24 protein-coding genes are annotated in these 24,639 nt (G+C 60.4%); 3 read left to right on the forward strand and 21 right to left on the reverse strand.

Annotation, left to right across the window (positions count from 1 at the left end):
* Positions 1-10: 10 nt before the first annotated feature.
* Genes QRN50_RS01585 through QRN50_RS01630 form a run of 10 tightly spaced genes read right to left on the reverse strand, consistent with a single transcriptional unit; the run spans position 11 to position 9,781 of the window.
* Positions 11-1,189: a hypothetical protein gene (locus QRN50_RS01585; protein ID WP_096126742.1), complete on the reverse strand. Its 1,179-nt coding sequence runs from the start codon at positions 1,187-1,189 to the stop codon at positions 11-13.
* The gene (locus QRN50_RS01590; protein WP_096126743.1) at positions 1,186-3,081 is read right to left on the reverse strand and encodes a PEP/pyruvate-binding domain-containing protein; all 1,896 of its coding nucleotides are present in this window, start codon (positions 3,079-3,081) and stop codon (positions 1,186-1,188) included. Before QRN50_RS01590 ends, QRN50_RS01585 begins: the two co-directional genes overlap by 4 nt.
* Positions 3,071-3,745, reverse strand: a complete 675-nt coding sequence (gene dcd / locus QRN50_RS01595; protein WP_046270106.1) for a dCTP deaminase — start codon at positions 3,743-3,745, stop codon at positions 3,071-3,073. The genes QRN50_RS01590 and dcd overlap by 11 nt, the downstream gene beginning before the upstream one ends.
* A 2-nt stretch (positions 3,746-3,747) precedes the next feature.
* Positions 3,748-4,260 carry a dCTP deaminase gene (locus tag QRN50_RS01600; protein WP_096126744.1) on the reverse strand — a complete coding sequence of 171 codons (513 nt, stop codon included), beginning with the start codon at positions 4,258-4,260 and terminating at the stop codon, positions 3,748-3,750.
* 4 nt (positions 4,261-4,264) lie between these two features.
* Positions 4,265-5,281 (reverse strand): fatty acid desaturase family protein, encoded by a 1,017-nt coding sequence (locus QRN50_RS01605; RefSeq protein ID WP_096126745.1) that lies wholly within the window; start codon positions 5,279-5,281, stop codon positions 4,265-4,267.
* 34 nt (positions 5,282-5,315) lie between these two features.
* On the reverse strand, positions 5,316-6,425 hold the full coding sequence (locus QRN50_RS01610) for an SDR family oxidoreductase (RefSeq protein ID WP_024660696.1): 1,110 nt from the start codon (positions 6,423-6,425) through the stop codon (positions 5,316-5,318).
* Position 6,426: 1 nt separating this feature from the next.
* Positions 6,427-6,894: a type II toxin-antitoxin system RatA family toxin gene (locus tag QRN50_RS01615; protein ID WP_003402649.1), complete on the reverse strand. Its 468-nt coding sequence runs from the start codon at positions 6,892-6,894 to the stop codon at positions 6,427-6,429.
* Between the two features lie 12 nt (positions 6,895-6,906).
* Positions 6,907-8,163: an aspartate aminotransferase family protein gene (locus tag QRN50_RS01620; protein WP_024641591.1), complete on the reverse strand. Its 1,257-nt coding sequence runs from the start codon at positions 8,161-8,163 to the stop codon at positions 6,907-6,909.
* Positions 8,160-8,714 carry a DUF6031 family protein gene (locus QRN50_RS01625; protein WP_024641592.1) on the reverse strand — a complete coding sequence of 185 codons (555 nt, stop codon included), beginning with the start codon at positions 8,712-8,714 and terminating at the stop codon, positions 8,160-8,162. Before QRN50_RS01625 ends, QRN50_RS01620 begins: the two co-directional genes overlap by 4 nt.
* Complete coding sequence (locus tag QRN50_RS01630) at positions 8,711-9,781, reverse strand: DUF6001 family protein (protein WP_024641593.1); 1,071 nt, start codon at positions 9,779-9,781, stop codon at positions 8,711-8,713. The genes QRN50_RS01625 and QRN50_RS01630 overlap by 4 nt, the downstream gene beginning before the upstream one ends.
* Before the next feature lie 552 nt (positions 9,782-10,333).
* On the opposite strand from QRN50_RS01630, the gene QRN50_RS01635 reads away from it, so the two are divergent.
* Together QRN50_RS01635 and QRN50_RS01640 are read left to right on the forward strand one after the other, a co-directional pair.
* On the forward strand, positions 10,334-11,449 hold the full coding sequence (locus QRN50_RS01635; RefSeq protein ID WP_032656039.1) for a type III PLP-dependent enzyme: 1,116 nt from the start codon (positions 10,334-10,336) through the stop codon (positions 11,447-11,449).
* A gap of 24 nt (positions 11,450-11,473) precedes the next feature.
* A complete protein-coding gene (locus tag QRN50_RS01640) occupies positions 11,474-11,809 on the forward strand; it encodes a DMT family transporter (RefSeq protein WP_003402657.1) in 336 nt (111 codons plus the stop codon).
* 28 nt (positions 11,810-11,837) lie between these two features.
* On the opposite strand, the gene QRN50_RS01645 is transcribed toward QRN50_RS01640, so the two are convergent.
* From QRN50_RS01645 to QRN50_RS01695, 11 genes are all read right to left on the reverse strand, one after another.
* Positions 11,838-12,635 carry a phosphodiesterase gene (locus QRN50_RS01645; RefSeq protein ID WP_096126746.1) on the reverse strand — a complete coding sequence of 266 codons (798 nt, stop codon included), beginning with the start codon at positions 12,633-12,635 and terminating at the stop codon, positions 11,838-11,840.
* A gap of 104 nt (positions 12,636-12,739) precedes the next feature.
* On the reverse strand, positions 12,740-13,327 hold the full coding sequence (locus QRN50_RS01650; protein WP_011267763.1) for a peroxidase-related enzyme: 588 nt from the start codon (positions 13,325-13,327) through the stop codon (positions 12,740-12,742).
* Entirely contained in the window at positions 13,327-13,851 is a 525-nt protein-coding gene (locus QRN50_RS01655; RefSeq protein ID WP_024641597.1) for a CMD domain-containing protein, read from the reverse strand. The genes QRN50_RS01650 and QRN50_RS01655 overlap by 1 nt, the downstream gene beginning before the upstream one ends.
* A gap of 68 nt (positions 13,852-13,919) precedes the next feature.
* On the reverse strand, positions 13,920-15,485 hold the full coding sequence (locus QRN50_RS01660; protein WP_011267761.1) for an ABC transporter substrate-binding protein: 1,566 nt from the start codon (positions 15,483-15,485) through the stop codon (positions 13,920-13,922).
* Positions 15,486-15,536: 51 nt separating this feature from the next.
* The gene (locus tag QRN50_RS01665; RefSeq protein WP_011267760.1) at positions 15,537-16,550 is read right to left on the reverse strand and encodes an ABC transporter ATP-binding protein; all 1,014 of its coding nucleotides are present in this window, start codon (positions 16,548-16,550) and stop codon (positions 15,537-15,539) included.
* Entirely contained in the window at positions 16,540-17,553 is a 1,014-nt protein-coding gene (locus tag QRN50_RS01670) for an ABC transporter ATP-binding protein (RefSeq protein ID WP_096126747.1), read from the reverse strand. The genes QRN50_RS01665 and QRN50_RS01670 overlap by 11 nt, the downstream gene beginning before the upstream one ends.
* Positions 17,550-18,470: an ABC transporter permease gene (locus QRN50_RS01675; RefSeq protein ID WP_032656047.1), complete on the reverse strand. Its 921-nt coding sequence runs from the start codon at positions 18,468-18,470 to the stop codon at positions 17,550-17,552. The genes QRN50_RS01670 and QRN50_RS01675 overlap by 4 nt, the downstream gene beginning before the upstream one ends.
* The gene (locus QRN50_RS01680; RefSeq protein WP_011267757.1) at positions 18,467-19,441 is read right to left on the reverse strand and encodes an ABC transporter permease; all 975 of its coding nucleotides are present in this window, start codon (positions 19,439-19,441) and stop codon (positions 18,467-18,469) included. The genes QRN50_RS01675 and QRN50_RS01680 overlap by 4 nt, the downstream gene beginning before the upstream one ends.
* Positions 19,438-20,898 (reverse strand): NAD(P)-binding domain-containing protein, encoded by a 1,461-nt coding sequence (locus tag QRN50_RS01685; RefSeq protein ID WP_032656050.1) that lies wholly within the window; start codon positions 20,896-20,898, stop codon positions 19,438-19,440. Before QRN50_RS01685 ends, QRN50_RS01680 begins: the two co-directional genes overlap by 4 nt.
* Before the next feature lie 318 nt (positions 20,899-21,216).
* Positions 21,217-22,167, reverse strand: coding sequence for a LysR family transcriptional regulator (locus tag QRN50_RS01690; RefSeq protein WP_032656052.1), 951 nt, complete (start codon positions 22,165-22,167; stop codon positions 21,217-21,219).
* Positions 22,168-22,274: 107 nt separating this feature from the next.
* On the reverse strand, positions 22,275-23,330 hold the full coding sequence (locus tag QRN50_RS01695; RefSeq protein ID WP_192873868.1) for a GGDEF domain-containing protein: 1,056 nt from the start codon (positions 23,328-23,330) through the stop codon (positions 22,275-22,277).
* 406 nt (positions 23,331-23,736) lie between these two features.
* On the opposite strand from QRN50_RS01695, the gene yghX reads away from it, so the two are divergent.
* A complete protein-coding gene (gene yghX / locus QRN50_RS01700; protein WP_003402674.1) occupies positions 23,737-24,624 on the forward strand; it encodes a YghX family hydrolase in 888 nt (295 codons plus the stop codon).
* The last annotated feature ends 15 nt before the right edge of the window (positions 24,625-24,639 follow it).

The raw sequence follows: 24,639 nt of genomic DNA on the forward strand, positions 1-24,639 counted from the left end.
CAAAGTGAATTCAGAGCCGACTCGCCTCACGGGCAAAGTCGAGTTTCGAATAGAGATCCTGCTGAAACGGCGGGTGCCGCTCCGCCAGAAAGTCGCGCATCACGTGGGAGACGGTTTCAAAGTCTTCCTCCACCTCGCGCAGCGTGTGCAGGGTCCTGCTACGGCAATATTCGACTTCGACCTGGGCGAACTCCGCACTCCCGTCGACCATGCGGCAGACATCGAAGTACGCCCCGAAACCATTACCGGTCCTCAGCGATTCGAAATTGATGTCGATCCGGGTGCGCCTGAACGGCTTGAGCCGACGCAGGTTCGCCGAGGTCATCGAGCGGGCGTGAGTTTCGATATCGGCAAACGCCACCGGCTGATCGGTGTTGAAGTCTTCGCGGCGCAATTCCGCGTTCTCGAGAAACCATTTGCGCTTGACCGCCATCAGCCCGTCGGCCTGGGGAATGAACGAGATGTAACCGGTTTCGACGGGGTCGCCCGTCACTTCGAAGATATGCGATTCATAGTCGTAGGTTTGAAAGTCACGGTCGATTTCCAGTACCAGGTCCTTGAAAGCGCCCTCTCCGAACGCCTTGTGCATCGCGGTGGACAACTGCCACATGTCAGGTATCTGAAACGAGGTGAATTTACGTTCCAGCTCCATTTCCGGACGCCAGCGCACGTACCAGCAGTCATCACTCAGCATCGGTTGCGAAACAGCCACACGCGCAGCAGCGGATCGGGCCAAACGTTGCCAGGCCCTCCAGGAAGCACGCTCGACCGGTTCGACATCCATCAAGTGCAGGAACAAGGCCCCGGCTTCGCCCTCGTGAACGTAGTGATAAACGCTGCATTTATCGAGGTGATGCGTCACCGCCAGGGTGGCCATCAAGGCCTGATCGGACGGTCGACGATTGAGCGTCGGATCCAGCATATGCATGCGCGAACGGCTGTCCTGGGTACGCTTGCGCTGCCCGGCATTGAACACCTGAAAGTCGAAGTCTTTCATGGGCATCGGCACATGAGTGTGATGGGCATTGGAAAGCCACTGCGCATGCAACGTACCGCTGGGGATGAACAGGCCGTTGTCCGAGTGACGGGCTCGCGCAGCCTCTGTGTCGACAATGGCGACCAGCGCAGAATCGAGGCTGCCGTTGAGGGTGTGCGGATCGAAAAACAACAGTGAAATATCCGTAGTCATTGTAGCTCCCGTACTTCGTTGACCGCGTGAGGCAGCGCCTTGGGGCTCTGGCTGAAAGTGATCCGTTGTCCGGCAACCCCCTGCTGATAAAGCGCTTCGGACTCCACGGCAGGAATGCCGTGTTCACGCAACAGAATCGAAAGATGGCAAAGCATGGACGCCTGCTCGAAGACAAAACCGCGCGCGAACGGCAGCAATGCCGCCAGCGCTGCATAAGGGCGCGGCGAGACCACAATCGCCTGTCCGTCGTGAACACGCAGTTGCCGCTCAAGCTCTTCCAGTTCGGCACCCAGCGAGCTGGACGAAGGGATCGAATTGATTGAAACAGTGGCCGAGATACTCAGTTCTTCCAGCTGTCGCCCCGCCGTGACCAGCACCACCGGCCCGTCGGCATAACCTGGCGAAATCAGGCGGATTTCCGTTGCGTCCTGCACCTGCACGAACGTCGACAACGGCGAAAAATCGATCAGATGCAACTGCTGCCCTGCCCTTACCCATTCCAGTTGCACCGAGCCCAGCAGCGCGCCAGCTGCATGGGTGATGCTGTGCAGCTGCTGCGCATCGGCGGGCCCACTCGGGTCGTTCGTCGCCAGGCGCGCGCGTTGAGTGCCGGCAATGCCACGATTGATCGCCAGCAAACCTTCCGATGACCACTCACAGGTCGTCGAGCCGTCATCGCACGCCTGGGTGATGAGCCCGGTTTCCCCTTTCAGAAATTCGCGCAGCACGAAACACACCACCCGCTCATCGCTGAGTTCAAGCAGCCGTTCACGCACTGCGCCACGCTCGAGGATCTGCTGGCGCACCTGATCGGAGAAATCCAGTACCACTTGATCGGTCTTGAGCCTGTCCAGCAGTGCCTGGCTCATGGCCGGTTCGAGCAGCCCCTGGCGATTGGCCTTTATCAGCAATGCCTGGCCTGCCGAGACGCCGTGGGTTTGTGCGAACAAGGCCAGCGGACGGCGCTTGCTCCGAAAGTACTGCGCAAAGGCAGGCAATGGACGGAAATCCGTCAGTGCGTCGTCACTGGCAAGGTAGAGTTCAGTCCACTCCAGCATCGGTTCTAGGCTGCGCGCCTCGCGCAGGCTGGTGACGGGTCTTGCCTGAAGCAGCCAGAGTTGCCCCTCATCCACTGCCCATTCGATGTCGGCAGGCATGCCCAACGCCGCAGATGCCCTGGAGGCCAGCGCGGCCACCTCCAGCAGCAATGCCGCGTGCGGTTCCAGCGCTGGGTCACATTCCAGCAATTGCTGGTCACCGATCCGCGCCGACATGCCCCTCTCCACACCGGACACCATCGCTTCACCCAGCGAGGCGACCGTTTCAATCAGCGTCACGGCCTCACCGGTCAGCGGATCGTGGCTGAACGCGACGCCTGCGAAGCGAGCCTTGACCATGCGCTGCATGATCACTGTCATCTCGACCGGTGTTTCCAGCATCGACGCCCGCAAGCGTTCCAGGATGGCCTGACGGGAAACCCCGGAGCGCCAGACATCCAGAATCGCCGCCTTGAGCGCCGGCAACCCGCTGACCGACAGATGCGTGCTGAAGATTCCGGCGAAACTGTGCTGGTTGCCATCCTCGATATTCGCCGAAGAGCGCACGGCAAGTTCGCTGTCGGCATCAAAGCCTGCCTGCCCGAGCAATGCCTGAAGATGGCTGTCGGCGGCGTCACTCCATTCGAACTCGGCCAACCGGGCGATTCTGTCCATGTGCTCGTCAAGGAAGGCACCAGCGGTGATGCGCACGGTTTTCAGCGTGTCCTCAATGGCCTGTTTGCGGCTGGCAAAGTTCTGCCATAACACGCGGTAATCGGCATCTTGCAGAGCGCTCAGGGCGGGCACCGGCAGATCACCGGCAAGGTGTTTCAAGGTCGAGTATTTACTGGACACGACGGCCTCCTGCTATCAGTGGAATATCGGTGGCCATTCGACCGGGCCTGGCCGCCAGCGCATCGGGCGCGGCATCGAGCTCTTCCTGGGCTGCAGCAGCGGGGAATGGCGCAAGGTTGGGCACCAGCGGCTGCGGACGCGGCGTCTTCTCGAAATCCATGAAAATCCGTGACGCGAAGGCCTCGGTCGCGCCCTGGTATTTTCCGGAATACAGCTCGATATCGCCCTTGACGTTCCAGAACATCATTTGACCGATGTTCATGCCGGGGTAAACCCGTATGCGGTTGAGCGCATACAGCTGCAAGGTCCAGCGCCCGACGAAGCCGATGTCGCCCAGCGGCGCCGACAGGTTAATGAACATGCCCAGCCTGGCGATCGAAGAACGAGCCGCATACGTCGGTACGAAATGGGTGCTGCCCATGGTTTCTATGGTCGAGGCCAGATACAGCTTCATGGGCTGCAATTCAAAGCCTTCCGGACCGATTTCGATGGTTCGCGTCGACGCCTCGGCGCGCACATCGATCACATCGTCTTCGTAGACCTTCATCTGGTCATGCAAGCGGAAGTTGTAGCTGTTGGGATTGACGTTCTCATGGGAAAACGGACTGATGACGATTTCACCCGAACGCACGCGATTTTCGATTTCACTACCGGTCAATATCATGGTCAATCCAGAATGATTTTCGAGGGCACGGTGCTCTTGGAGCCCAAGTAGCGTCCCGCGTAGCAGGTGGTCATGCCGAAGTTCGCCCAGAAGCAGACCTTGGCCACGTTGGTGCCGGCATAGACCCGCACCGGTTGAGTCACAACGATTTCCAACGTCCAGCTGATGGCCGCCCCGGTATGACCGAGCGGCGCACTGGTCTGGATGAAAACGCCACAGGATGCCGTGGACACATTGGCGTAAAGCTCGCTGGCAAAATCGATGCCGCCGATCTGCTCGGCAGTGGCGCCCAGGTAAAAACGGTTGGGGTACAACACGAAGCCTTCGGGCGGAATATGGTGCTCGACCACCTCCAGCTCACCGTGAGGATCGATGCGCTCGCTGCGGTACTCCAGAAGCAGATCCGCCAGGTGACAGCCGTACGAGTTGACCTCGACATGGGCGGGGTCGAAGGGCTCGATGACGACACTGCCGACCTCGCGCATCTTCACTATTTCAGAACCGGTCAGCATCATGGGTTCAAGCCTCCTGATCCAGAGAGGCCACGGCACGCGCTCGGCCGTTGGCACCATACAATTCGGCGCGCATGCTGCGTTCCCCCAAGAGATAGCCCTGAGTGCAGCAGGCGGCAGCCGAGCCAGGCAGGCGTTGCGCCAGGCGTCGAGACAAGGTGCCCAGGCGATAGCTGGGTATCTGTTGAAAGAGGTGGTGCTCCCAGTGCCGATTGATATTGCACGGCGCAAACAGCCCTCGTTCCAGCCAGCCCGGACTGACACTGCGTGCATCGCGCTTCACACTCTGGGTCGAAAGCCCTGCGTGCTCCGACAGGCTGCGAATGCGCAGAATCGGCGGCAGAAAGAACACCAGTGGCGCCAGCCAGTACAGCAGCACGCCCGGCCAGGCCTGCAAAGCCGTGATGAGCAGTGCGGCGCAGGTATAAAAGGCCATTGCCTGATAGCGCTCGATGCGGGTCGACGGCACGGGGTGAGTGAACAGTCCGATCACGCTGAAGCTGTCCATCGTGCGTAGCGATTGCAGGGTCGACAGCCCACTGATGTCGCGCAGCAGAGCCTGCCAGAACAGTCCGGAACTGGCGGGTGCGAAGGCATCGGCGTAGTCCGGATCGTCGGGCGTGTTGAGGTGCTTGTGGTGGGCAATGTGGTGAGCCCGGTAGCGTGACGTGCTCAACGTCAGGGGAAACGTCAGGAATACGTTGGAGATCAGATCGTTGCGCCGCTTGTCACGGCTGATCAGCAAATGCGCCGCATCGTGCATGAGTACCAGCAACGCGTGCTGTCGCGTCGCAATGATGATTACCGCGATCAGACACACCAGCGTCGAGTCGCTGACTTCAGCCAGCGTGACTGCGGCGACGATCACCGCCCACTGCACGCCTATCTGCAATGCCTGCCGCCAGTGGCTGAGTTGCTTGAGATCCGAGGTCAGTGACAGGTTGTCGCGTGCCAATGTGGCACGCTCGGAGCGTCGGTCGTAAGCGCCACTGTCCATCGTGTCGAGTTCGATTGTGTCTGCCATGTTCCATCTCCCGTTCAATCGTTGAAAGGGCCTGCTAGCCGTGCATTGCCGCCGATTTCGCGACAAGCTTGTCCAGGCTGATCCGTGCCTCGGGCGCATGAGCCAGCCAGTAATCCACCGCTTTGGGTAAAAACACTTCCGCGCCGGGTGCCGGGTTCCGGACGTTCAACGGTGGCCTGACCAGATCGCTTTCGGCGTACACGCCATAGATTTGCAACAGGCGCTCGAAATAGCGGAAATCCCGGGTCGAAATACCTTCGGGCCGCCATGCGACCAGCGAGCGCTTGAGGAATGCCCATTGCCGGCTGCGCAGGATCGGTGCCGGGGTCAAGGGCGCAATGCCGGCTTGCTGCCGCGCATGATCGACGCGCGACTCGATGATGCGGATCACCTGCTCATAAGGCAGGCGTGCATCCCCCGCCGAGGCGACGACCTCGCGCGCTTCGCCACCGGCCACGCAATGACTGACCAGGTGGATCAATTCGTCCACCACCCAATCGATAGGCACCAGATCGAACAACCCCTGGCGATTGCCGACCAGAAACGGCGGCGCAAAGGCATTGATGAAGCGAATCAGCGGGTACAGGCCGTGAAAACGACTGATTGCGCCATCGCCGGTAGCGCCGATGACCAGGCTGCAACTGAACACGGAAATCGGCATCTGCGTGCCGAAAGTCTCACGCAAACCACGCTCTGCCGCTGCCTTGCTTTCCTCATAGCCATTGCGATAGGTCCAGCCTTCACAACGGGTGAACGCTGTGGACACGTAAATGAAATGCGGCTTGCGCACCAGTTTCTGGACAAAGCCGCAGAACAGTTGCGCACCTTCGACATTCAACTCGTGCATCTCTTCGAAGCTCTTGTCCCAGGCCACATCGGCAGCCAGATGGACTGCCGTGGCGCACTCGATGGCGGGCAGCGTGGCGGCCAGCGCATTCAGGGAGTCGGCGTCTGTCAGATCGGCGATCCGGCATTCGAGCCGCGAGCGGCTGTGCGCAGGCAAATCCTGCAGGCAGCGACTGGCCGCCTGCGCGGAACGGCACAAGGCAATCACATGCGAGGCCGGATGCTGACTGAGCCAGTCGCGCACGAACCAGGAGCCCAGCGCACCACTGGCCCCGGTGATGATCAGTGTCGAGCGCATATCAGCAGCCCCCTGCCGCAACCCGCTGATGACGGCGAGCGAGCAGTTGATTGCGTATCCCGTCCAGCATCTGGATGTTGTTGGCGCGAATCGCCCGTTCACCGATAGGGTGCAGGACTTCGGCCAGCGACGGGATGCCCAGGTCGAAGGTGACGTTCAGGTCCACGTGCAAGCCGTCTTCGCGCTGGATCAGCAGCCACTCGCCGTACCAGACCTCAAGGTCGCCATCGGTCTGCTTGAATTCGATGCGTTCGTCCGTTACCAGCCAGTCCTGCTCGGTCCAGGTCAGCTCGCTGCCATTGATCAATACGCGCCACGTACTGGAAACGTATTCACTCTGCCGGGGGTGAACGATCACCTCCAGCACATCGCTCATGAAGTCGGGATAGCGAGCGAAGTCCGAGAGAATCGGCCAGACCTCGCCAGGCTCGAAGTCACCGAGAAGAACGCTGGTTGATACATCAGGCATAGGAATTCTCCGTCATTGAATGGAGCGATAAGCCGCATCGACGGCATCACAGAAACTGTTGATGCCTTGTTCGAGGTGGTCTCGGGAGATGGTCGCGTCGGGATACACCCGCAGCACGGAGGTTGCGCTCAGGCAGAACGCCAGCAGCACATTGCGCTGCGCGGCTTCGATCAGGGTCTGCGCCACATAGTTGCTGGAGGTGAATTCCACCCCGATCATCAGGCCGCTGCCACGCACTTCAGCCACGGCAGGACAGTCCTGTAAACGCTCACGCAGGATGCTCATGGCTACCTGCCCCAGCTGGTTGACGCGCTGACAGAATGCGGGATCGCTGACCACGTCGAGCACAGCGTTGACCACGGCTCCCGCCAGCGCGCTGCCAGCGTAGGACGAGGCATGCACGACCGGATCACGCGCCGGTGCACCGAAGCGGCTGCTGTCGTAAATGGCGGCGGCCACCGGAAACACACCACCGCCCAGGGTTTTGCCGAACACGACGATGTCGGCGGGCGCGCCGCAGATCAACGATCCGCTGCGCCCCAGGCCGGATTGAATCTCGTCATGAATCATGAACGCGCCATGTTCGCGACACAGACCTGCAAGTTCGCCCAGAAAATCCAGGTCGACCGGCCTGATTCCGCCCTCGCCCTGAACCGGCTCGGCGATCACTGCGGCAATATCGCCCTCTGCCAGTGCCTGGCGTGCAGCAGCAAGATCACCGGCAGCAATGAACACGACATCTTCGGCGTGCATCAGCGCGGCGTGCCCGCGATAGCCATAGCTGACCGCAAGCGCGCCACTAGTCCGGCCATGGTAGGCGTGGGTCAAGGCGATGATGCGCCGCCGGCCAGTCTGCATGCGCACCAGCTTGAGGGCTGCTTCGATGACCTCCGAACCGCTGTTGCCGTAAAGCAAGCCGTTGCCCGGACGGCCGACACATGTCACGAGCCGCTCGGCGGCGCTCAGGCTGGATTCGTTGGCCAGGATCCGGCTGGAAAGTCCCAGTGATGTGACCTGTCGCGTCAGCGCAGCCACGACCTGAGGGTGCCGGTGGCCCAGCAGGTGCAGCCCGAAGGAACCGAAGTCCAGCCAGCGGCGGCCGGTGTCATCGGTTATCCACGACCCCTCGGCCGAGTGTTCGGCTGCGGTCAGCCCGGCCATGCGCAACATAAGGCCTTGCTCACGGCCAAACACCGCACCGTAGCGTTCGACGAATGAGGATTTGCGCGCAGGCACGCTCGCCGGCGCACTCATGACATGACTGTTCATAGAGACCTCATCAAAGGTGCCAGAAAGGCAGCATCACCACCTGCCAGGCGGCAGGAGCGGTCCCAGTCGCGCAGGGTTCGCAACACCTGACCCTGAGTGCCCGGCAGCAAGGGGTTGAACAATTTTCCGGGAAAGGCTTCCAGCAGTTCCTTGAACAGTTCGATCAGCCGTTCTGCTTCATGGTCGTGACCTGCAGCGCTGTCAGCGGCAACGCCGAGCCATTCGACGGCGACCGGGCCTGTGTGGGCAATCACGTCGGTCAGGCCGTACTCGCTGAACAGCGCGAACTGGTGCAGTTCGTTCGGGGTGTCGGCACCGGCGAGTCGGCAGTCGATGTCGACCATCAATTCGGCCAGCTTGATTCTCAATGCATCCACCACCAGCGGCTCGTCCGCCGCGCCTTCGAGGTCTTCCAGATACGCCTCAAGCTCGGTCATAAGCAACCAGGCCACTGATATCAGCTTTTGCGTGTAGAGGCCCGCCGGGTATACATAGCCGCCAGCGAGCCGGGGAAACCAATGGCGAACGGCTGCTTGTGTGCTGGCAATCATGCGTGTGCTCCCTGCATAGGGTGTTGATCCTTGAGTGAGAAACTGACCAGCCCGGCCCGTGCGGCGCGCAGAAAATACGCAGCCTCTTCCCGGGATTGCTCGGCCAGGTCGATCGGGCGGGTGCTGCGCAATTCCGGCACATCCAGATGCGTCAACAGGGTCGCCTGCTGGTTGTCGGTGAGCACGAAGTCGACCCCCGGCAGAAACCTGCTGGCGGCGGAGCGCTCGATACCCGGCAGCAGCTCGGCGTAGGCGGCCTCGCAGGCGAACGTCTGCTCGGCGAGTTGAGTCAATTCACACAAGTGCATGAGGTCTGCGCCCTGCAACCCATTGCCGCAGGCCGGATAGGCGCGCTGCCACAGCTGCCCGATGGCGCGGGCAAGGCCGTCGTCCGCCAGCATGCCGTACCTGTTGAGCGCGCGGTCCCAGCGCAACAGCGTCCACTTGCGATTGGAGTTGACCCAACCGTGGCTGGCCAGCGTCGCGTTCATCAGAAACAGTGCGGCGTTGCAGGCATAGGCGGCGGCCGCGCGGTATTCGCCACTGCGCCAGGCCAGCACCGAGAAGCAGGCACTTTGGCGAAAGTCATCGAACGCTGCTGCGGACCAGATCGAGCTCAGGTCCTTCTGACTGTCCAGATAAGGCAGCGACTGATCGGTCGACACCGCGCAGACCAGACGCTCCAGGTACTTTCGCGATACCGCCTGCTGCTTGTCCCACTGTTTGAACGCAACGAGTTTCTGGGCGGTGGTTTGGTGTGCGTCCGTTGCCAGTCGGGAGAACGCGTTGTCAACTTCTTCGCGGGCAAATGCCACCACTTCCATATGGTGTTCATTGTGGTAGATCTGCGAGGCCATCGATTGATCGGACTGCCGACCATCGGTTACGCATATCAGATCTATATCACTGGCCGCGTTAGCGATGCCATGTACTGGAGAACTACTGATCAAGGCCAGTTGTGCATCGCCATACTGGCGTTTTACAACCTCTTCAAGTTCGGCAAAAGCGAGTTGGCGCGTGGCCAGAAACTGCCGGGCGTTGCCTGAATAAAAAGCACGAAAGTCCATGTATACCTTCCACTCGATAACGGTGACTTCATTGGGGCTGCTATTCGGCGTGCCGAGCAGCCCCCTGCCTGATCCATGACCATGAATTACGTTGTCGTCGTTAACGCGAGCGCTGACGCAATGGAACAAGCACCATTACTTCACGATGGAGTACACAGCAAGTGGCGTGCCACCGTTATTGATCATCGTCTACTGGCAAGGCGTCAGATAACCGCCAACGCGGATCCTGAGTGTTATCTGTCGAACGCCAAACCTTTAGATTCATTGGCTTTTTTACGATCAGGCATTGAATATGATTACTTTAATATATGTATCAAATTATTTATAAGCCACTTTTGGAAATAGCAAAGTGCTACCTGTGTTTATTATTTCAGCGCCTGCACTTAACTGCACCACGCCGATTCGAACACTTTAAAATCGCCCTGTTTTGGTGGGCCGTCTTGTATACATGTTTATTAAAGTGTTCTCGTTAAGTTGTTCAGCCACTCGATAAAACCGTGGCACGAAGCTTGCTCGAAACTTGCCCACACTTCGAAATCAGAGGCGTTCAACGTGGACACACTTTTTGCACAATTAGCCGATGACACCAACGACACCTTCTATACCGTTGACCCGCGCTGGATCACCCGGAATGCGCAGCAATTCAGCGGCTGTTTTCCAGGTACCGTGCTGTATGCAATGAAGGCCAATCCACTCGTGCACGTGCTTGAAGCCTTGAGCCAGGGCGGTATCAATCATTTTGACGTGGCGTCGCTTGCCGAGGTGCAGACGGTGCACAACACGCTGCCCAACGCAGTTCAATACCTGATGAATCCAGTGAAATCCCGCCACTGCCTGCACGAGGCCTACTATCGACATGGCGTACGTTCATTTGTGCTCGACAGTGAGGAGGAACTCTCGAAGTTGCGGGACGTACTGCCCGAGCGCGACAGCACGATCAGCATGTTCGTGCGCTACGCGCCCTCCGAGTCGACGGCGGTTTACGATCTCAGAGGCAAATTCGGGGCAAGTCCGGCGTTGGCGACGCAACTGGTGCATCAAGTGGCGGCCAGCACTGACTGGTCACTCGGGCTGTCATTCCATGTCGGTTCACAAGCCATTGAAGACGGCCCGTGGCTGGCAGCCCTCGATGACGCGGACGCCATCGTGCGCGACACCGCCCAGCATGTCAGGCACCTGGATATCGGTGGCGGGTTTCCGGGCAATTACCTGAACTCCATGGGTAATACGCCGGACCTGGTTGGCAGGGTCTGCGAGCACATTCAGACCAGCCCGACATTGAAGGATCTGAACCTGATCTGCGAAGCGGGTCGTGGCCTGGTCTACGGCGGCATGTCGCTGTTTGCACGGGTGCTGTCGAGACGCGAACACAGTGTTTTCTGCGGCGCCGGTATTTTTGGCGGTCTGCTCTCCGCCCAGCAATGGCTGCAATTTCCCGCACGCGTGTGGCGAGACACTGCGCCTTACGCCGGCTCGGCGGAAGCCACCTTCAATATCTTTGGCCCCACCTGCGACAGCATGGATCGCCTGGCCTTCCCCTACTCGCTCGCCAGCGATATCAGGGAAGGCGACTGGCTGGAGTTTCAATCGACCGGCGCTTACTCGGTGTCCTTGCGCACCCCGTTCAACGGGTTTTACGCCGACCGCATCATCTCTCTCCCTTCCTGAATGCCTGAAAAGCGATCTGCCGTCATGCTCATAAAAGCTTATTTGTTCCTGCTTGCAGGTATCGTCGCTGAAACAGTAGCGACCATTGCGCTCAAAGAAAGCAATGGCTTCACCCGCTGGGTTCCGGTCATTGCCTCGATAGCAGGCTATGGCCTTGGGATTGTGTGTCTGGGGTATGCACAACGGGACTTGCCCATGTCACTGATCACGTCCATGTGGTCAGGCCTGGGCATTACCCTGATCACCGTCATTGCAGCGTTTCGTTATCAGCAGGTGCCCACTTTGATGGCCATTGGCGGTATCAGCCTGATCATCGCGGGCATCATCCTGGTCAATCTGGCCAAGGAGCAGGCGACCTGACAGCCTGCGCTGTCAGGGTCATCCCCGTTCAGGCGAAGTCAAAAGGTCCTTCGAAGCGGCCTATCGGCACCCAATGGGTGATCAGGCCGATGTCGGCTTTCCAGTGGTGCAGCAGCAATGCAGGCGGTTCGACATAGGAGGCGTCGGCAGCCTCGGGGTGCAGTCGCAAGGCGATGGCCGTCGTCGTGCTCGGTGCCGTACACATCAGCGTGCCGCCGAAGCGCAGCTGCATGAAGCGATGAATATGCCCGCAGACGATGCGCTCGATGGCCGGGTATCGGCAGACGACCTCCGCCAGCCGCTCGCCCCTTTCACAGCGATACGCATCGATGTAGGGAATGCCGCTTGAAAACGGCGGCTGGTGCATCATGATCAGCGTCGGCTTGTCAGGCTCCAGCGCCAGTGTGCTGTCCAGCCACCGGGTCGCCGTGTCGGTCATATCGCCGTGATGCTGCTCGGGGACGCTGATATCCAGACCGATAATGCGCACCGGCGCAGAACCCGAGTAAACGAAACTGCAATCCTGATCATTGATGAAGTAATCGTGCTCGGCAAAGGCGTCGCGCAGGTTCTGCCGATGATCATGGTTGCCCGGTATCATCAGCAGTTTTTGCCGTAGCGGTTGCAGCAACTCCCGAGCCATCGCGTACTCTTCGGGCCGCCCCTCGTCCACCAGATCACCGCTGAACAAAATCAGATCGGGTGCTGGGTCGAGGGCGTTTATCGTGTCGACGGCGGCGGCCAGCATGGCATTGGAGTCCGCCACGCCTTGATAGAGTTGCCCTCTGGGCCGTACATGTGTGTCCGAAATGTGTGCTATCAGCATTCCATTACCTCAATCGTGTCCGGGTCGCGTGTTCACTTATGCAGTGAACCTGCAACGACCGGGCCAGACTGCACCTCAATCACCGGCCCTGGCCACTGCCACCCTCACACCTCGGGAAACACCGGCTCCCCCAGGTTGAGCATGAGCCGGTTGGCCCAGGCGAATATCGAGATGGCGTGAATCAGGTCCAGTACCTGTGTCTCGTCCAGCCCCTGTTCGTACAGCGTCTGGATATGCCCGGCGTTGAGCGAAGCCGGTTCAAGCGTCAGGTCGATAGCGAACTGCACAATCGCTTTTTCACGTGCCGTGGTGCCTGCAGTCGCGGGGTCGGCAAATACCTGGGCGATGACGTCATTGCGCTTGGCCAGTTGTTCGAAGCGTTGCGCATGCACCGACGCGCAATACACGCAGCGGTTGATACGCGACACCACGGTACTTGCCAGCTCTCGTTCGGCGCGCGACAGGCCGCCGGGGGCGTACATGATCGCGTTGAACGCCTGAGAGCGCTGGCGAAGAATGTCCGGATGATGGGCCAGCGTCAGGTAGTAATCCGAGGTCTTGGCCTGCGGATGGCTTTCTTCAAGCACAGCGACCTGCTCGGCGCTCGCGCTGTCGAGGTCAACGGTGGGCAACCAGGCCTTCCAGCCCAGCACCTGATTGGTGAAACCTTCAATTTCTATGAGTTCGCTCATCAGGCTGCTCCGGCAGACTTTAAAGCACCCAGCCCTGCGGCCAGACGCACCTGGTAGGACAGAAAAGCGATCAGTTGCGCCAGTACCACGATTTCAGCGGTGCTCAGGCCCTGCTGTTGCAGCGCCTGCAATGCGCTTTGATCGCCGTGTACCGGAGACTCGATCAAGGTTCGGGTAAAGCGCAGGATCGCCGCCAGACGCTGATCCTCCAGCAGATCGATTCGGCTGGCGTCCACATCGGCCAGCACGTTTGCCTCGGTGCCGGCCGTCTGCAACTGCGACAGGTAATACCCGCTCAGGGTCGGCTGCGCGCTCAGCAGCGTTGCGTAGTAGGCCACCCAGAGGCGTTCGCTCAGTGACAGGTTGTGCGCCAGTGCCGGGTCGAAAAACAAGTTCTGGCTGCCCTGGGTTGCCAGGGCCACCTTGTCCCGCGCATGCCGAACCGCGTGCAGCGGGCTGCCCGGCGCGATACCCAGCAGGCTGTCGAGCACGTCCGGTGTCGTTGAATGTTCAGTCGATGTCATGAAAGGTCCTGCGAGGCTGTAGTTGCATTCGCGCAGCGCTGGCAAAAGCGCGCGGTCATGGAAGAAAATCAAGGCTGCTCGGTGACCATGGTCGCTGCAGTGCGGTCGCTGACCAGTGGCTCGACCTTGAGGCCTTTGCGCGCTGCCCAGATGTTCTGGTAATGGAACAGCGGGATGATGCCGACGTCATCGCTGACAATCTGCACCGAGTCCTGGAGAATCTTGCGCCGCCTGGCCTCGTCGAATTCAGCGGTCGAATCAGCCAGGGCCTTGTCCACCAGCGGATTGCTGTAATGGCCCCAGTTCGAAGCGCCCTGCCCTTTGCTGCTGTCGACCGTGGTCAGAATATTGGTCAGGGCATAGGCCGCTTCGCCGGTGCCATTGCCCCAGGCAATCACGCTGATCGCCAGTTCATTCTTGTTCGCCTTGCCCGCGTACACCGCCCACGGCAATACCTCCAGCTGAACCTTGACGCCAATCCGCGTCCAGAACTGCGCCACCGCCTGCATGACCTCCGGTGCCTGCGGATAACGGTCGCCCGGCACATGCACAGTCAGTTGGAAGCCTTCGGGGAAACCTGCCTGCGCCAGCAGGTCCTTGGCCTGCTTGAGGTCATAAGGGATGTTCTTGATCTGCGGGTTGTAACCGAACGTGTTGGCCGGCATCCATTGATTGGCTTCGGTGACGGTGCCTTGCATGATGCGCTCGTTGATGGCCGGACGATTGATCGCCAGGGACAGCGCCTTGCGCACGCGTACATCCAGCAGCGGGTTTTCGGCCAACGGCTTGCCCGCGTTGTCGCGAATAAATTCGTTCGGACCGGCACGGAAACTCGGCTGAATGATCAGCGCACGCAGCCCCTGATAGGCGAAGACATTGACGTTCGGCGTTTTGCGCAGGCGCGCCACATCGGTAGGCGATACCTTGTCGATCACGTCGACATCGCCTGCCAGCAAGGCCGCGGTACGGTTGGCGGCGTTGGCGATGAAACGGAAATCAACCTTGTCCCAGGTCGGTTTGCCACCCCAGTAATTGTCGTTGCGAGCGAATATCGTGCGATCGCCCGGCACGAACGAGACAAACCGGTAAGGCCCTGTGCCGATCATCGCCTTGCCCGAGTTGTAATCGGCGCTGCTGGCTGCCGCACCGGCATGGCGACTGACGATATAGATCGAATCGATGTCCGGCAGCAGATTGGCATTGGGCGAACGGGTCTTGATGATCAGCGTGTGATCGTCCCTGGCCTTGATCGATTCAACGGTACGCATGGCACCTGCATACGAGGCCACGCTGCCGGGCACGTTTCGCGCGCGCTCGAAGGAGAAGACCAGGTCATCAGCGGTCAGCGGCGTGCCATCCTGCCATTTGACGTCATCACGCAGGGCGAACTCCCAGGTGGTGTCATCCACCACCTTCCAGCTCTTGGCCAGACCTGGCAGGGTCTTGTCGTCACGGCGGCTGACCAGCGATTCGAAGGCATGCAGCGCTACCGAGCGGTCGCCTGCATAATTGTTCAGCTGTGGGTCGAGGGACGAGACCGGGTCGGCGTAACCGATGCGCAAGTCCTGTGCCGTGACACCGCCGGCGGCCAGCAAGAGGGCCGACGCCAGCAATGAACGAACGAGTGGTTTCATGGGTGGTTCCTTGTACGCAATGGCAGAGGGTAACGGGCTTCAGGTGCCCGTTCAGCGTTGGTCATTCAGGTGACAGGCGCTCTGGTGATTCGGCGAAACCTCCCGCAGCGCTGGAACTTCCTCGCGACAGCGCGCCATGGCGTGCGGGCAGCGAGGGTGGAAATGACACCCGGCAGGCGGGTCAAGCGGGCTGGGGATTTCCCCTTGGATCGCGTCATAACGGGTACTGCGAATATCGAAGCGCGGGATCTGCGCCAGCAAAGCCTGGGTGTACGGGTGATTGGCCCGCGCGAACAAGTCATCGACCGATGCCGTCTCGACCACACGACCCAGGTACATCACGATGACCCGGTCGCAGAGGTGCTCGACGACGCCCAGGTCATGGCTGATAAACAGATAGGTCAGGCCCAGCTCGTCGCGCAGATCCATGAACAGATTGAGGATCTGCGCCTGAATCGACACGTCCAGCGCCGCCACCGACTCGTCGCACACCAGCAGTTCCGGCTGCACCGCCAGCGCCCGGGCAATCCCGATGCGCTGGCGCTGGCCACCGCTGAACTGATGCGGATAGCGCTGGCGCAATTGCGGGCTGAGCCCGGCACGCTGTAATTGCGCACTGACGTAATCATCTGCGCCCTTGCGGTCGGTCAGGCCGTGCAACAGCGCACCTTCGCCGACGATCCGGTCGACACGCAGACGCGGGTTGAGGCTTGACGAAGGGTCCTGAAAAATCATCTGCACTTTCAGGCGCAGCGCCTTGCGCTCCTGCGGGGTCAGGCTCTCCAGCGGTTTGCCGTCTACCGATGTGGTGCCCGAGGATACCGGCAGCAGCCCGGCAACCATGCGCCCCAGGGTCGATTTGCCACAACCCGACTCGCCCACCAGCCCGACCACTTCACCGCGCGCAATGCGCAGATCGACACGATCCACGGCATGGGTCAGCGGTTTCGGGCGCGTAAGGTGCAGCCGTTGCAGGAGCCCCTGCAGGGAGCGCTCATCCACGGGTTTGCCGAAGGTCTTGCTGACCTGATGCAGCTCGATGAGGGGAATCTGATCACTGGGCATCGGCCGCTCCTGGGTGAAAACAGCGAACCGTCTGGCCCGGTCGCGCCTGGTGGGGTTGCGGCTCCTGCGCACAGACCTGCGAGGCTCTGGGGCAGCGCGCTGCGAAAGCACAACCGACCGGCATCGACAGCAGGTCGGGCGCCATGCCCGGGATCTGCCGCAGGCGCTGGCCGCGCTGGTTGCGACTTGGCAAGCTGTCGATCAGCCCTTGTGTGTAGGGGTGCTGCGGACGATCCAGTACATCGGCGACTGGACCCTGCTCGACGATGCGCCCGGCGTACATCACCGCCACATCGTCAGCCAGCCCGGCGATCACGGAAAGATCATGGGTGATCCAGATCAGCGAAGTGCCCTGCTCGCGCACCAGCTTCTGCACTTCACTGAGAATCTGCGCCTGAATGGTCACGTCCAGCGCCGTGGTCGGCTCATCGGCGATGATCAGGTCCGGTGCATGCAGCAGCGCGATGGCGATCGCCACCCGCTGGCGCATGCCGCCGGACAACTGATGCGGATAGGCGCGCAGACGTTCTTCCGGGCTGGCGATGCCCATCAGCGCCAGCTTGCGGCTGGCGTGTTCGCGGGCCTCGCGCCTGCTCAGCGGGCTGTGGGCACGTACGGCTTCGATCATTTGCGTGTCGACCCGCAGCACCGGATTGAGGGTCATCATCGGGTCCTGAAAGATCATCGCTACCCGGTTGCCCTGAATGCCACGCAGTTGTGAGGCAGACAGCCTGGTCAGATCGCGCCCCTTGAACAGCACCTGGCCGCCGCTGATGCGTCCGGGTTCATCGACCAGGCCGAGGATCGAAAAGCCGGTGACCGACTTGCCCGAACCGGACTCACCCACCAGGCCGAGAATGCGTCCCGGCTCTACGCGCAGTGACACATCGCGCACCGCTGGCAACACCCCGGCGCGGGTATGAAACGAAGTGCACAGGTTGCGCACCTCCAGGGTCGGCTGTTGGACTGCGTCAGGCACAGACGACATTTCAGGCACGCTCATCGCTGTAACCTCGGGTTCAGGACATCGCGCAAACGGTCACCGACCAGATTGATTGCAACGATCGTGATCAACAGCGCCAGGCCCGGAAACAGACTGATCCAGTATTCATTGCTGAGCATGTATTGAAAGCCGTTGGCAATCAGCAGCCCCAGCGACGGCTCGGTGACCGGCACGCCCAGGCCAAGAAACGACAGGGTCGCTTCCAGTGTGATGGCGCGGGCAATCTGCAAGGCGCCGATCACGATCAGCGGTGGCAGGCAGTTGGGAAGAATGTGGCCAACCACAATACGCAGCGGCCCCACGCCCTGCCCGCGCGCCGCATCGACGTATTCACGGCGGCTTTCGGTCAGCGCCTGACCGCGTGCAGTGCGCGCGTAATAGGCCCATTCGAGCACTATCAGGGTCAGCATCACGTTGCCGACACCCTTGCCCAGCCAGGCAAGGATCATCAGCGCCATGAGAATCACCGGGAACGACAGCAGCAGGTCGACCAGACGCATCAACAAGGCATCGAGCCAGCCGCCGACATACGCAGATACCAGCCCGAGCAGCGTACCGAGCACTGCCGCAATCAACGCCGAGCCAATGCCGACCCACAGGCTGATGCGCAGCCCGTAGATAATCGCCGAGACCAGATCGCGGCCCTGCCCGTCAGTGCCCAGCCAATAGGTGTAACCGCTGTCCCCATTGAGGCTGCCAGGCGGCATGCGCGCGTCCATGACGTTGAGCTGCATCAGGTCGTAGGGGTTCTGCACCACAATCCACGGCGCCAGGGCTGCAACCAGCACAATGATCAGCAGGACCACCAGGCCCGTCACCGCCGTGGGCGAGCTGAAGAACTCGGTGAACACGCGTCGCCAGGGCGACTGGGCCTGCAGCAGCGTCCTGCCGATCGGGGCTTTTTCAATGACATTCATCGCGATGCCTCGATGCGTACGCGTGGGTCCAGCAGGTAATACAAGCCGTCGACGATCAGGTTGAGCACCACGAAAATCACCACGACCACCATCAGGTAAGCGACCACCACCGGGCGGTCGAGCATGTTGATGCTGTCGAGAATCAGCTTGCCGGCACCCGGCCAGGCAAAGATGCTTTCAGTCACCACGGCATAGGCGATGGTCGAGCCCAGTTCCATGGCCAGCACCGTCACCACCGGAATCATGGTGTTGCGCATGACGTGCATGCACATCACGCGCATCGGTGACAGGCCCTTGGCCCGGGCGAACTTGACGAATTCCTGGGGCAGCACTTCGCGCACGCCCGCACGGGTCAGGCGCAGCACCAGCGAAATCTTGAACAGCGCCAGGTTCAGCGCCGGCAATAGCAGGTGCTGCAAACCGTCCAGCGTCAGCCATGACCATTGCACGCCCAGCCACTCACGGGTTTCGCCGCGGCCGCTGGCCGGCAGCCAGCCGAGGGTGATGGAGAACAGCATGATCATCATCAAGGCCACCCAGAAGGCTGGCAGCGAGAAGCCGACAATGCTGGCGGCCATCATCAACCGGGACAGCGGATGCTCGGGGTACATACCGGCAAACATGCCCAGCGGCACACCGATGACCACCGCCAGAAACAGGGCACTGAACGCCAGTTCGAACGTTGCGGGCAAACGCTGCAGAATCAGGCGCATGGCATCCTCGTGATACACGAAGCTTTGCCCCAGATTGCCGTGAATCGCGCCCTTGAGAAAAATCAGGTACTGCTGCCACAGCGGCTGGTCAAGGCCCAAATGCGCAATGGCCTGCAGACGCTCGGCCTGATTGAGGTCTTCACCGACCAGAATGTCCATCGGGTTGCCGATGGCATTGAGGCCGACGAACACCACCAGCGTCATCAACAGGATGACCAGCAACGACTGAGTCAACCGACGCAGCGCCCAGCCAATCATTGGCGCAACTCTGCGGCGTCTGGCTGGCTGACGACCCACTCATCGCCCAGCAGCTCTGGCTCGGCGTAATCGAGCATGGTGTCGAAATGCAGGGCGATGTCCTCGTTGAACAACTGCCCGACCAGCGCATGGGCCAGACGTTTGGAGCCCTCGCTGATGGCAGGAATGTCCCCGGACACCGCGCCATAGCTCAACGCGGCCGGATAACTGAAGCAGTGAATGTGGTTCAGCCCCGGGCAGGCGCCTGGGGTCTTTTCCTGAAATTCGAAGCAGTTACCCAGATCCGGCAGCACAGCCAGTTCCGCATCGGTTTCGCCGCTCGGGGCTTCGAAGCGATCCTGCCAGACGCGGATCTGCGCAGAGAATGGCGCAAACTCCGGACGCTGGCGGAAGTCGGTGCGAAACCCGGTGGCAAATACCACGAAATCCGCCTCGATACGCGCCTTCGGCGTATTCAGCCAGACGCCCCCGGCAGCGCTCTGTTCGACGGAAAGCACCGGGCTGTCGAGCATGAACCGCGCCTTGCCGGAAGCGGACACTCTGAGCGTACTGCCGCGCGGCGGTGGCACCTGCTGGGTATTGAGGTAGTGGCGAATGCGCCATTTCCAGATGTCCGGCAGGCGCCAGTAGCCATGCACCATGCCGGGATTACCGACGCCCTTGCCTTTGTTGATGCGCGGCAGCTCGGCGCGCCGGATCAGCAGATCGACCCGCGTTGCGCCGGCCTCCAGCGCCGTGGCGGCGCTGTCCATCGCAGAGGCACCACCGCCGATGACTGCAACGCGCTTGCCGGCGAACCAGCTGTCCTGCAAACCCGACGCCGAATGCGTCCACAAATGCTCCGGCAACTGCCGGGCAAAGTCGGGCACCCAAGGGCCGCCCAGACCGTCACGCCCCGTGGCGAGCACCACATGGCGGGCCAACAGAAACCGCGTCTGTACCGGCGTGACAACGTCCAGTTCAATCAGACCGTCCGCTCTGGGCGCTACCCGGCTAATACGGTGCTCATTGCGTACGTCCAGGGCCAGCACCTTGCGATACCAGCGCAGATACTCGGCCCATTGCAAACGTGGAATCTTGTCCAGCAACGCCCAGCCATCGGCGCCGAATTGCGCTTCGTACCAGGCGCGAAACGTCAGCGCTGGCAAGCCCAGTGCCGGTCCGGTCAGCTGCTTTGGCGAACGCAGGGTTTCCATTCGCGCCGTGGTGGCCCAAGGGCCTTCGAAACCTGCTGGTGACTGATCGAAAATCACCGCCGCGACACCGAGATTGCGCAGCTCTGCGGACAGGGCAAGGCCGGCCATGCCTCCGCCGATGATCGCCACGTCGAGCACGGCCTGCCCTGCGCTGATCCTGGGTTTGACCCATGGCCTGGCGGGCAGATCCAGCCAGGCCAGATCCTGCTGCAAGCGAGCTTCCAGAGCAGCCAGGCCAGCGAGTGCATTCACATCGGACATTGATCGGTACTCGAAAAAATGATCGGGCTACAAGCCCGAGCCTTGATTCAAAGCACTTCAAGAATCATTCCAATAGTGTGATAAATGAATTCTTGAAGCCTTTGAATGCTTAATTAGAATAGTAAAAGCCGATTTTTATTCTCGCAACGCGCAAAAAAGCATATTTATATTCCCAAATAGAATATTAAAGGACTTTACGAGCCGTAAAACGAGGCGTTACCCAGGGTATTCATGGGCGAGCTGCGTCCGATCTTCAGTCTTGCGCACCACGACTGGCGCTACCAACGCCCGGGCCTGAAGGCTGTATGCATTGCCCTCTTACTCGGCATAAATGCTCTGTAACAGGGCATCGTGCGCGCTGGCTTCGTGCATGATCATTTCCGGCAAGAGGATTTTTGCGCTGTCGGCAATTTCATCGATCAGCGCGCTCGTCACATCCGACAACGGGCTGGCGAAGGCTGAAATCAGCCCGAAGAAAAACGGAATGTTGCAGGCGATCGGTCTGACGACCACGCCTTGCACCGGCACGCCCATGGCCGTGAACGGATCGACCAGCGCAATGCCCAGCCCGACCCTGGCCATCTGCATGGCAATCAGCGACGTATTGGTGTCCAGCATGCGCGGCGGCTGACCACCCGCCTCCTGAAACGCCTTGTCGATGCGTCGACGAAAGCGATAAGGGTTGGCCATGGTGATCAGCGTCTGCTGACGCAGCAGCTCCATCGACAGCACCCCATGAGCGGCCAGCGCCGAATCGGCGGGCAATACCGCCACACAAGGCGCCTCGCCGATCCAGTGGATTTGCAGACCACGATGCTCCAGCGGCAGGCTGACCGCTCCCAGGTCCATGGTTTTCGACAGGACGGCCTGAACCACGTTCTCCGGAGACATGCTCTGCAACTGAATCTGTTGCGGGCGCAGGTGCTCGGGCAGCCGCGACAAGGCTGTGGGCAGCAGGCCGGCCGCCAGGGCCGAGATCGCCACCAGCTTGATCTGGTGGTTCTCCTCCTGGGCAATGTGCTGCGCACGCTGGCGGATGTTGCGCACACCCAGCAGCGCACTCTCCACCTCGCCATACATCATGAACGCCTTGTGGGTAGGCGTGACCTTAGGCCCGCTGCGTTCGAACAACGCAAAGCCCAGCTCCTGCTCAAGTTCCTGAATGGCCCGGGTGACCGAGGGTTGAGACCGGCCGAGCATTTTCCCTGCCGCCGTGACACTGCCTGCCGACATGACCGCCGCGAAGGCTTCGAGCTGACGCAAATCCATAAGCATGCCTTGATCGATACATCGCCGATGAGGAAGCACGACACAGTGCTCCCCGGTTCAAAGCGCGAAAGTCTACACGCTGGTAGCGCCTGGCGTGAGCAAGCACCTCATCCGGCGATCATTACCCGGTTTCGGCCCTGCTGTTTGCCCATGTACAGCGACGTGTCGGCACGATTGAGGGCCAGCTGGAACGCCTCGCCCGTGGCGATGGTCGCCACCGCGACTGTAGCGCTGACGGCGATGATGCGCTCATTGATCCGCCCGGCCTCTTCGGCGATACGCCGCCAGATACGTTCGGCCGCGCGCAGCGCATCTTCGGGCGTAGTGTCCGGCATGAGCACCAGAAATTCCTCGCCGCCCCAGCGTGCCGCCATATCGCTGCTGCGTACGCTTGAACCGATGATCTCGGCCACCCGTTGCAGAACCACATCGCCGGTTTCATGCCCATGGATATCATTGATCTGTTTGAAATGATCGATGTCGAGCAGGATCAACGAAGCCGACAGCCCCTGCCGCCTGGCTTCCAGTTCGCGTATGCGATGCAGCACTCGTCTGCGCGTGTAGAGATTGGTCAGGCTGTCGCGGTTGGCGATATGAAACAGGCTCAGTTGCATCGACGAGGTGAAACGTACCGACAGTGCAGTGGCGTAAATCGACAGAGTGGTGGCTGTGAGTACGTTGACGATACCGAACACATCCAGCACGTTCTGGCTCAGACCGGTTCCCTGCCCCGTGTATCGGCGAAAAACGAAGCAGCCCACCAGCGACAGCAGAATCGCCACGCTGTAGGCAATGCGTCTGATGACGTTGAGTTGAAACGTGAAGGCAATGACCGGAATCACGCAAAATATGTAAAAACTGAAGTTGCTTTCCCAGCCCAGTTGCCATGTCGCGAGCACGGCATGGCCGATGATCTCCAGGCACATCAGTTGTCCGGCTTGTCGATGCCGCCCCCTGCGGATCAGGTAGATGCAGTTGACGTAAATCAGCGTGCTGACGATGTTCGCCATCCACATGATCTTCATGCCCAGCCCCAGAAACACTGTCAGCAACACACAGTGAATGCCCAGAGCGACATAAACGATCGGGGTGATGTGTTTCCAGAACTGGATAGCCGTGTCCTTGAACAGCTGGGTGCGGTCTTCCGTCGGAAGGCTCATCATCACGTTATCTCGAAATGCAGGTGGAATATGACCCTCGGCGTAGGGTTGAGATCATGACGTATTGTCGGCCTGAACCGACGCCGCTTTATACAGCGACTGGATAATATGTTTGTCTGCAGCGCCCGAACCCAGTGAATGCCGGAAGGATTCAAATGGACATCATTGAGCCCGGGTAGTGCAATCCCGTGGCTGACTTTTTCATATTCCGCCGGCCGTGTCGGCAGCATCTGGCATTACGCAGTGAGTTTGCACCCACGGGCAGCGGATGGCGGTTTTTCGTCGTTTTACAGTAGCGATCCTGATGCTCCGCAAATACTATCGGGAGCGGACCTTGTGTCGATCACGTATTGCTCGTCAGCCCGCCCAGACGCAGGCAGCCCTGAATGATTCGGAAGGAAGCGTACCGATGGAACGTCTCACTGCAAAAGACTTTGCTCCTGAACTGCTTGAGCTCTATGACTACTACGCGCACGGCAGGATCAATCGGCGCGAGTTTCTCGACCGAGCAGCGCTGTTCACTTTTGGCGGCATGACCGCCAGCGCGCTGCTTGCCTCGCTGAGCCCCAACTACGCGCTGGCCGAACAGGTGGAATTCACCGACCCGGACATTATTGCCGAGTATGTTTCCTACCCTTCGCCCAACGGGCACGGTCAGGTTCGCGGCTATCTGGTACGCCCGGCCAAAGCTACCGGGAAAGTACCGGCAGTGGTTGTCGCACATGAGAATCGCGGCTTGAACCCGTACATCGAAGACGTGGCGCGCCGCGTTGCCAAAGCCGGTTTCATTGCGCTGGCACCTGACGGGCTGTCATCGGTCGGCGGCTATCCAGGCAACGATGACAAGGGCCGTGAGCTGCAGCAGACAGTCAACCCGGAAAAGCTCATGAACGACTTCTTTGCCGCCATCGAGTGGCTGATGAAGCATGACGCCAGCACCGGCAAGGTCGGCATCACCGGTTTCTGCTACGGCGGCGGTGTGGCCAATGCTGCTGCGGTCGCGTATCCGGAACTGGGTGCTGCGGTGTCGTTCTATGGGCGTCAGCCCAACGCCGAAGACGTGGTGAAGATCAAGGCGCCGGTGATGATTCACTACGGCGAACTGGATACCCGCATCAACGAAGGCTGGCCAGCCTATGAAAAAGCCTTGAAAGCGGCGGGCAAGACGTACGAAACGTACATTTATCCGGGCGCCAATCATGGTTTCCACAACGATTCCACCCCACGCTACGACGAAGCAGCGGCCAAACTGGCCTGGGATCGTACATTGGGGTGGTTCAACAAGTACCTGGTTTAAGTTCTGACCGAACGG

Source organism: Pseudomonas sp. MEJ108, from assembly GCF_030208985.1.
GTDB classification, from domain to species: Bacteria; Pseudomonadota; Gammaproteobacteria; order Pseudomonadales; family Pseudomonadaceae; genus Aquipseudomonas; species Aquipseudomonas fragariae.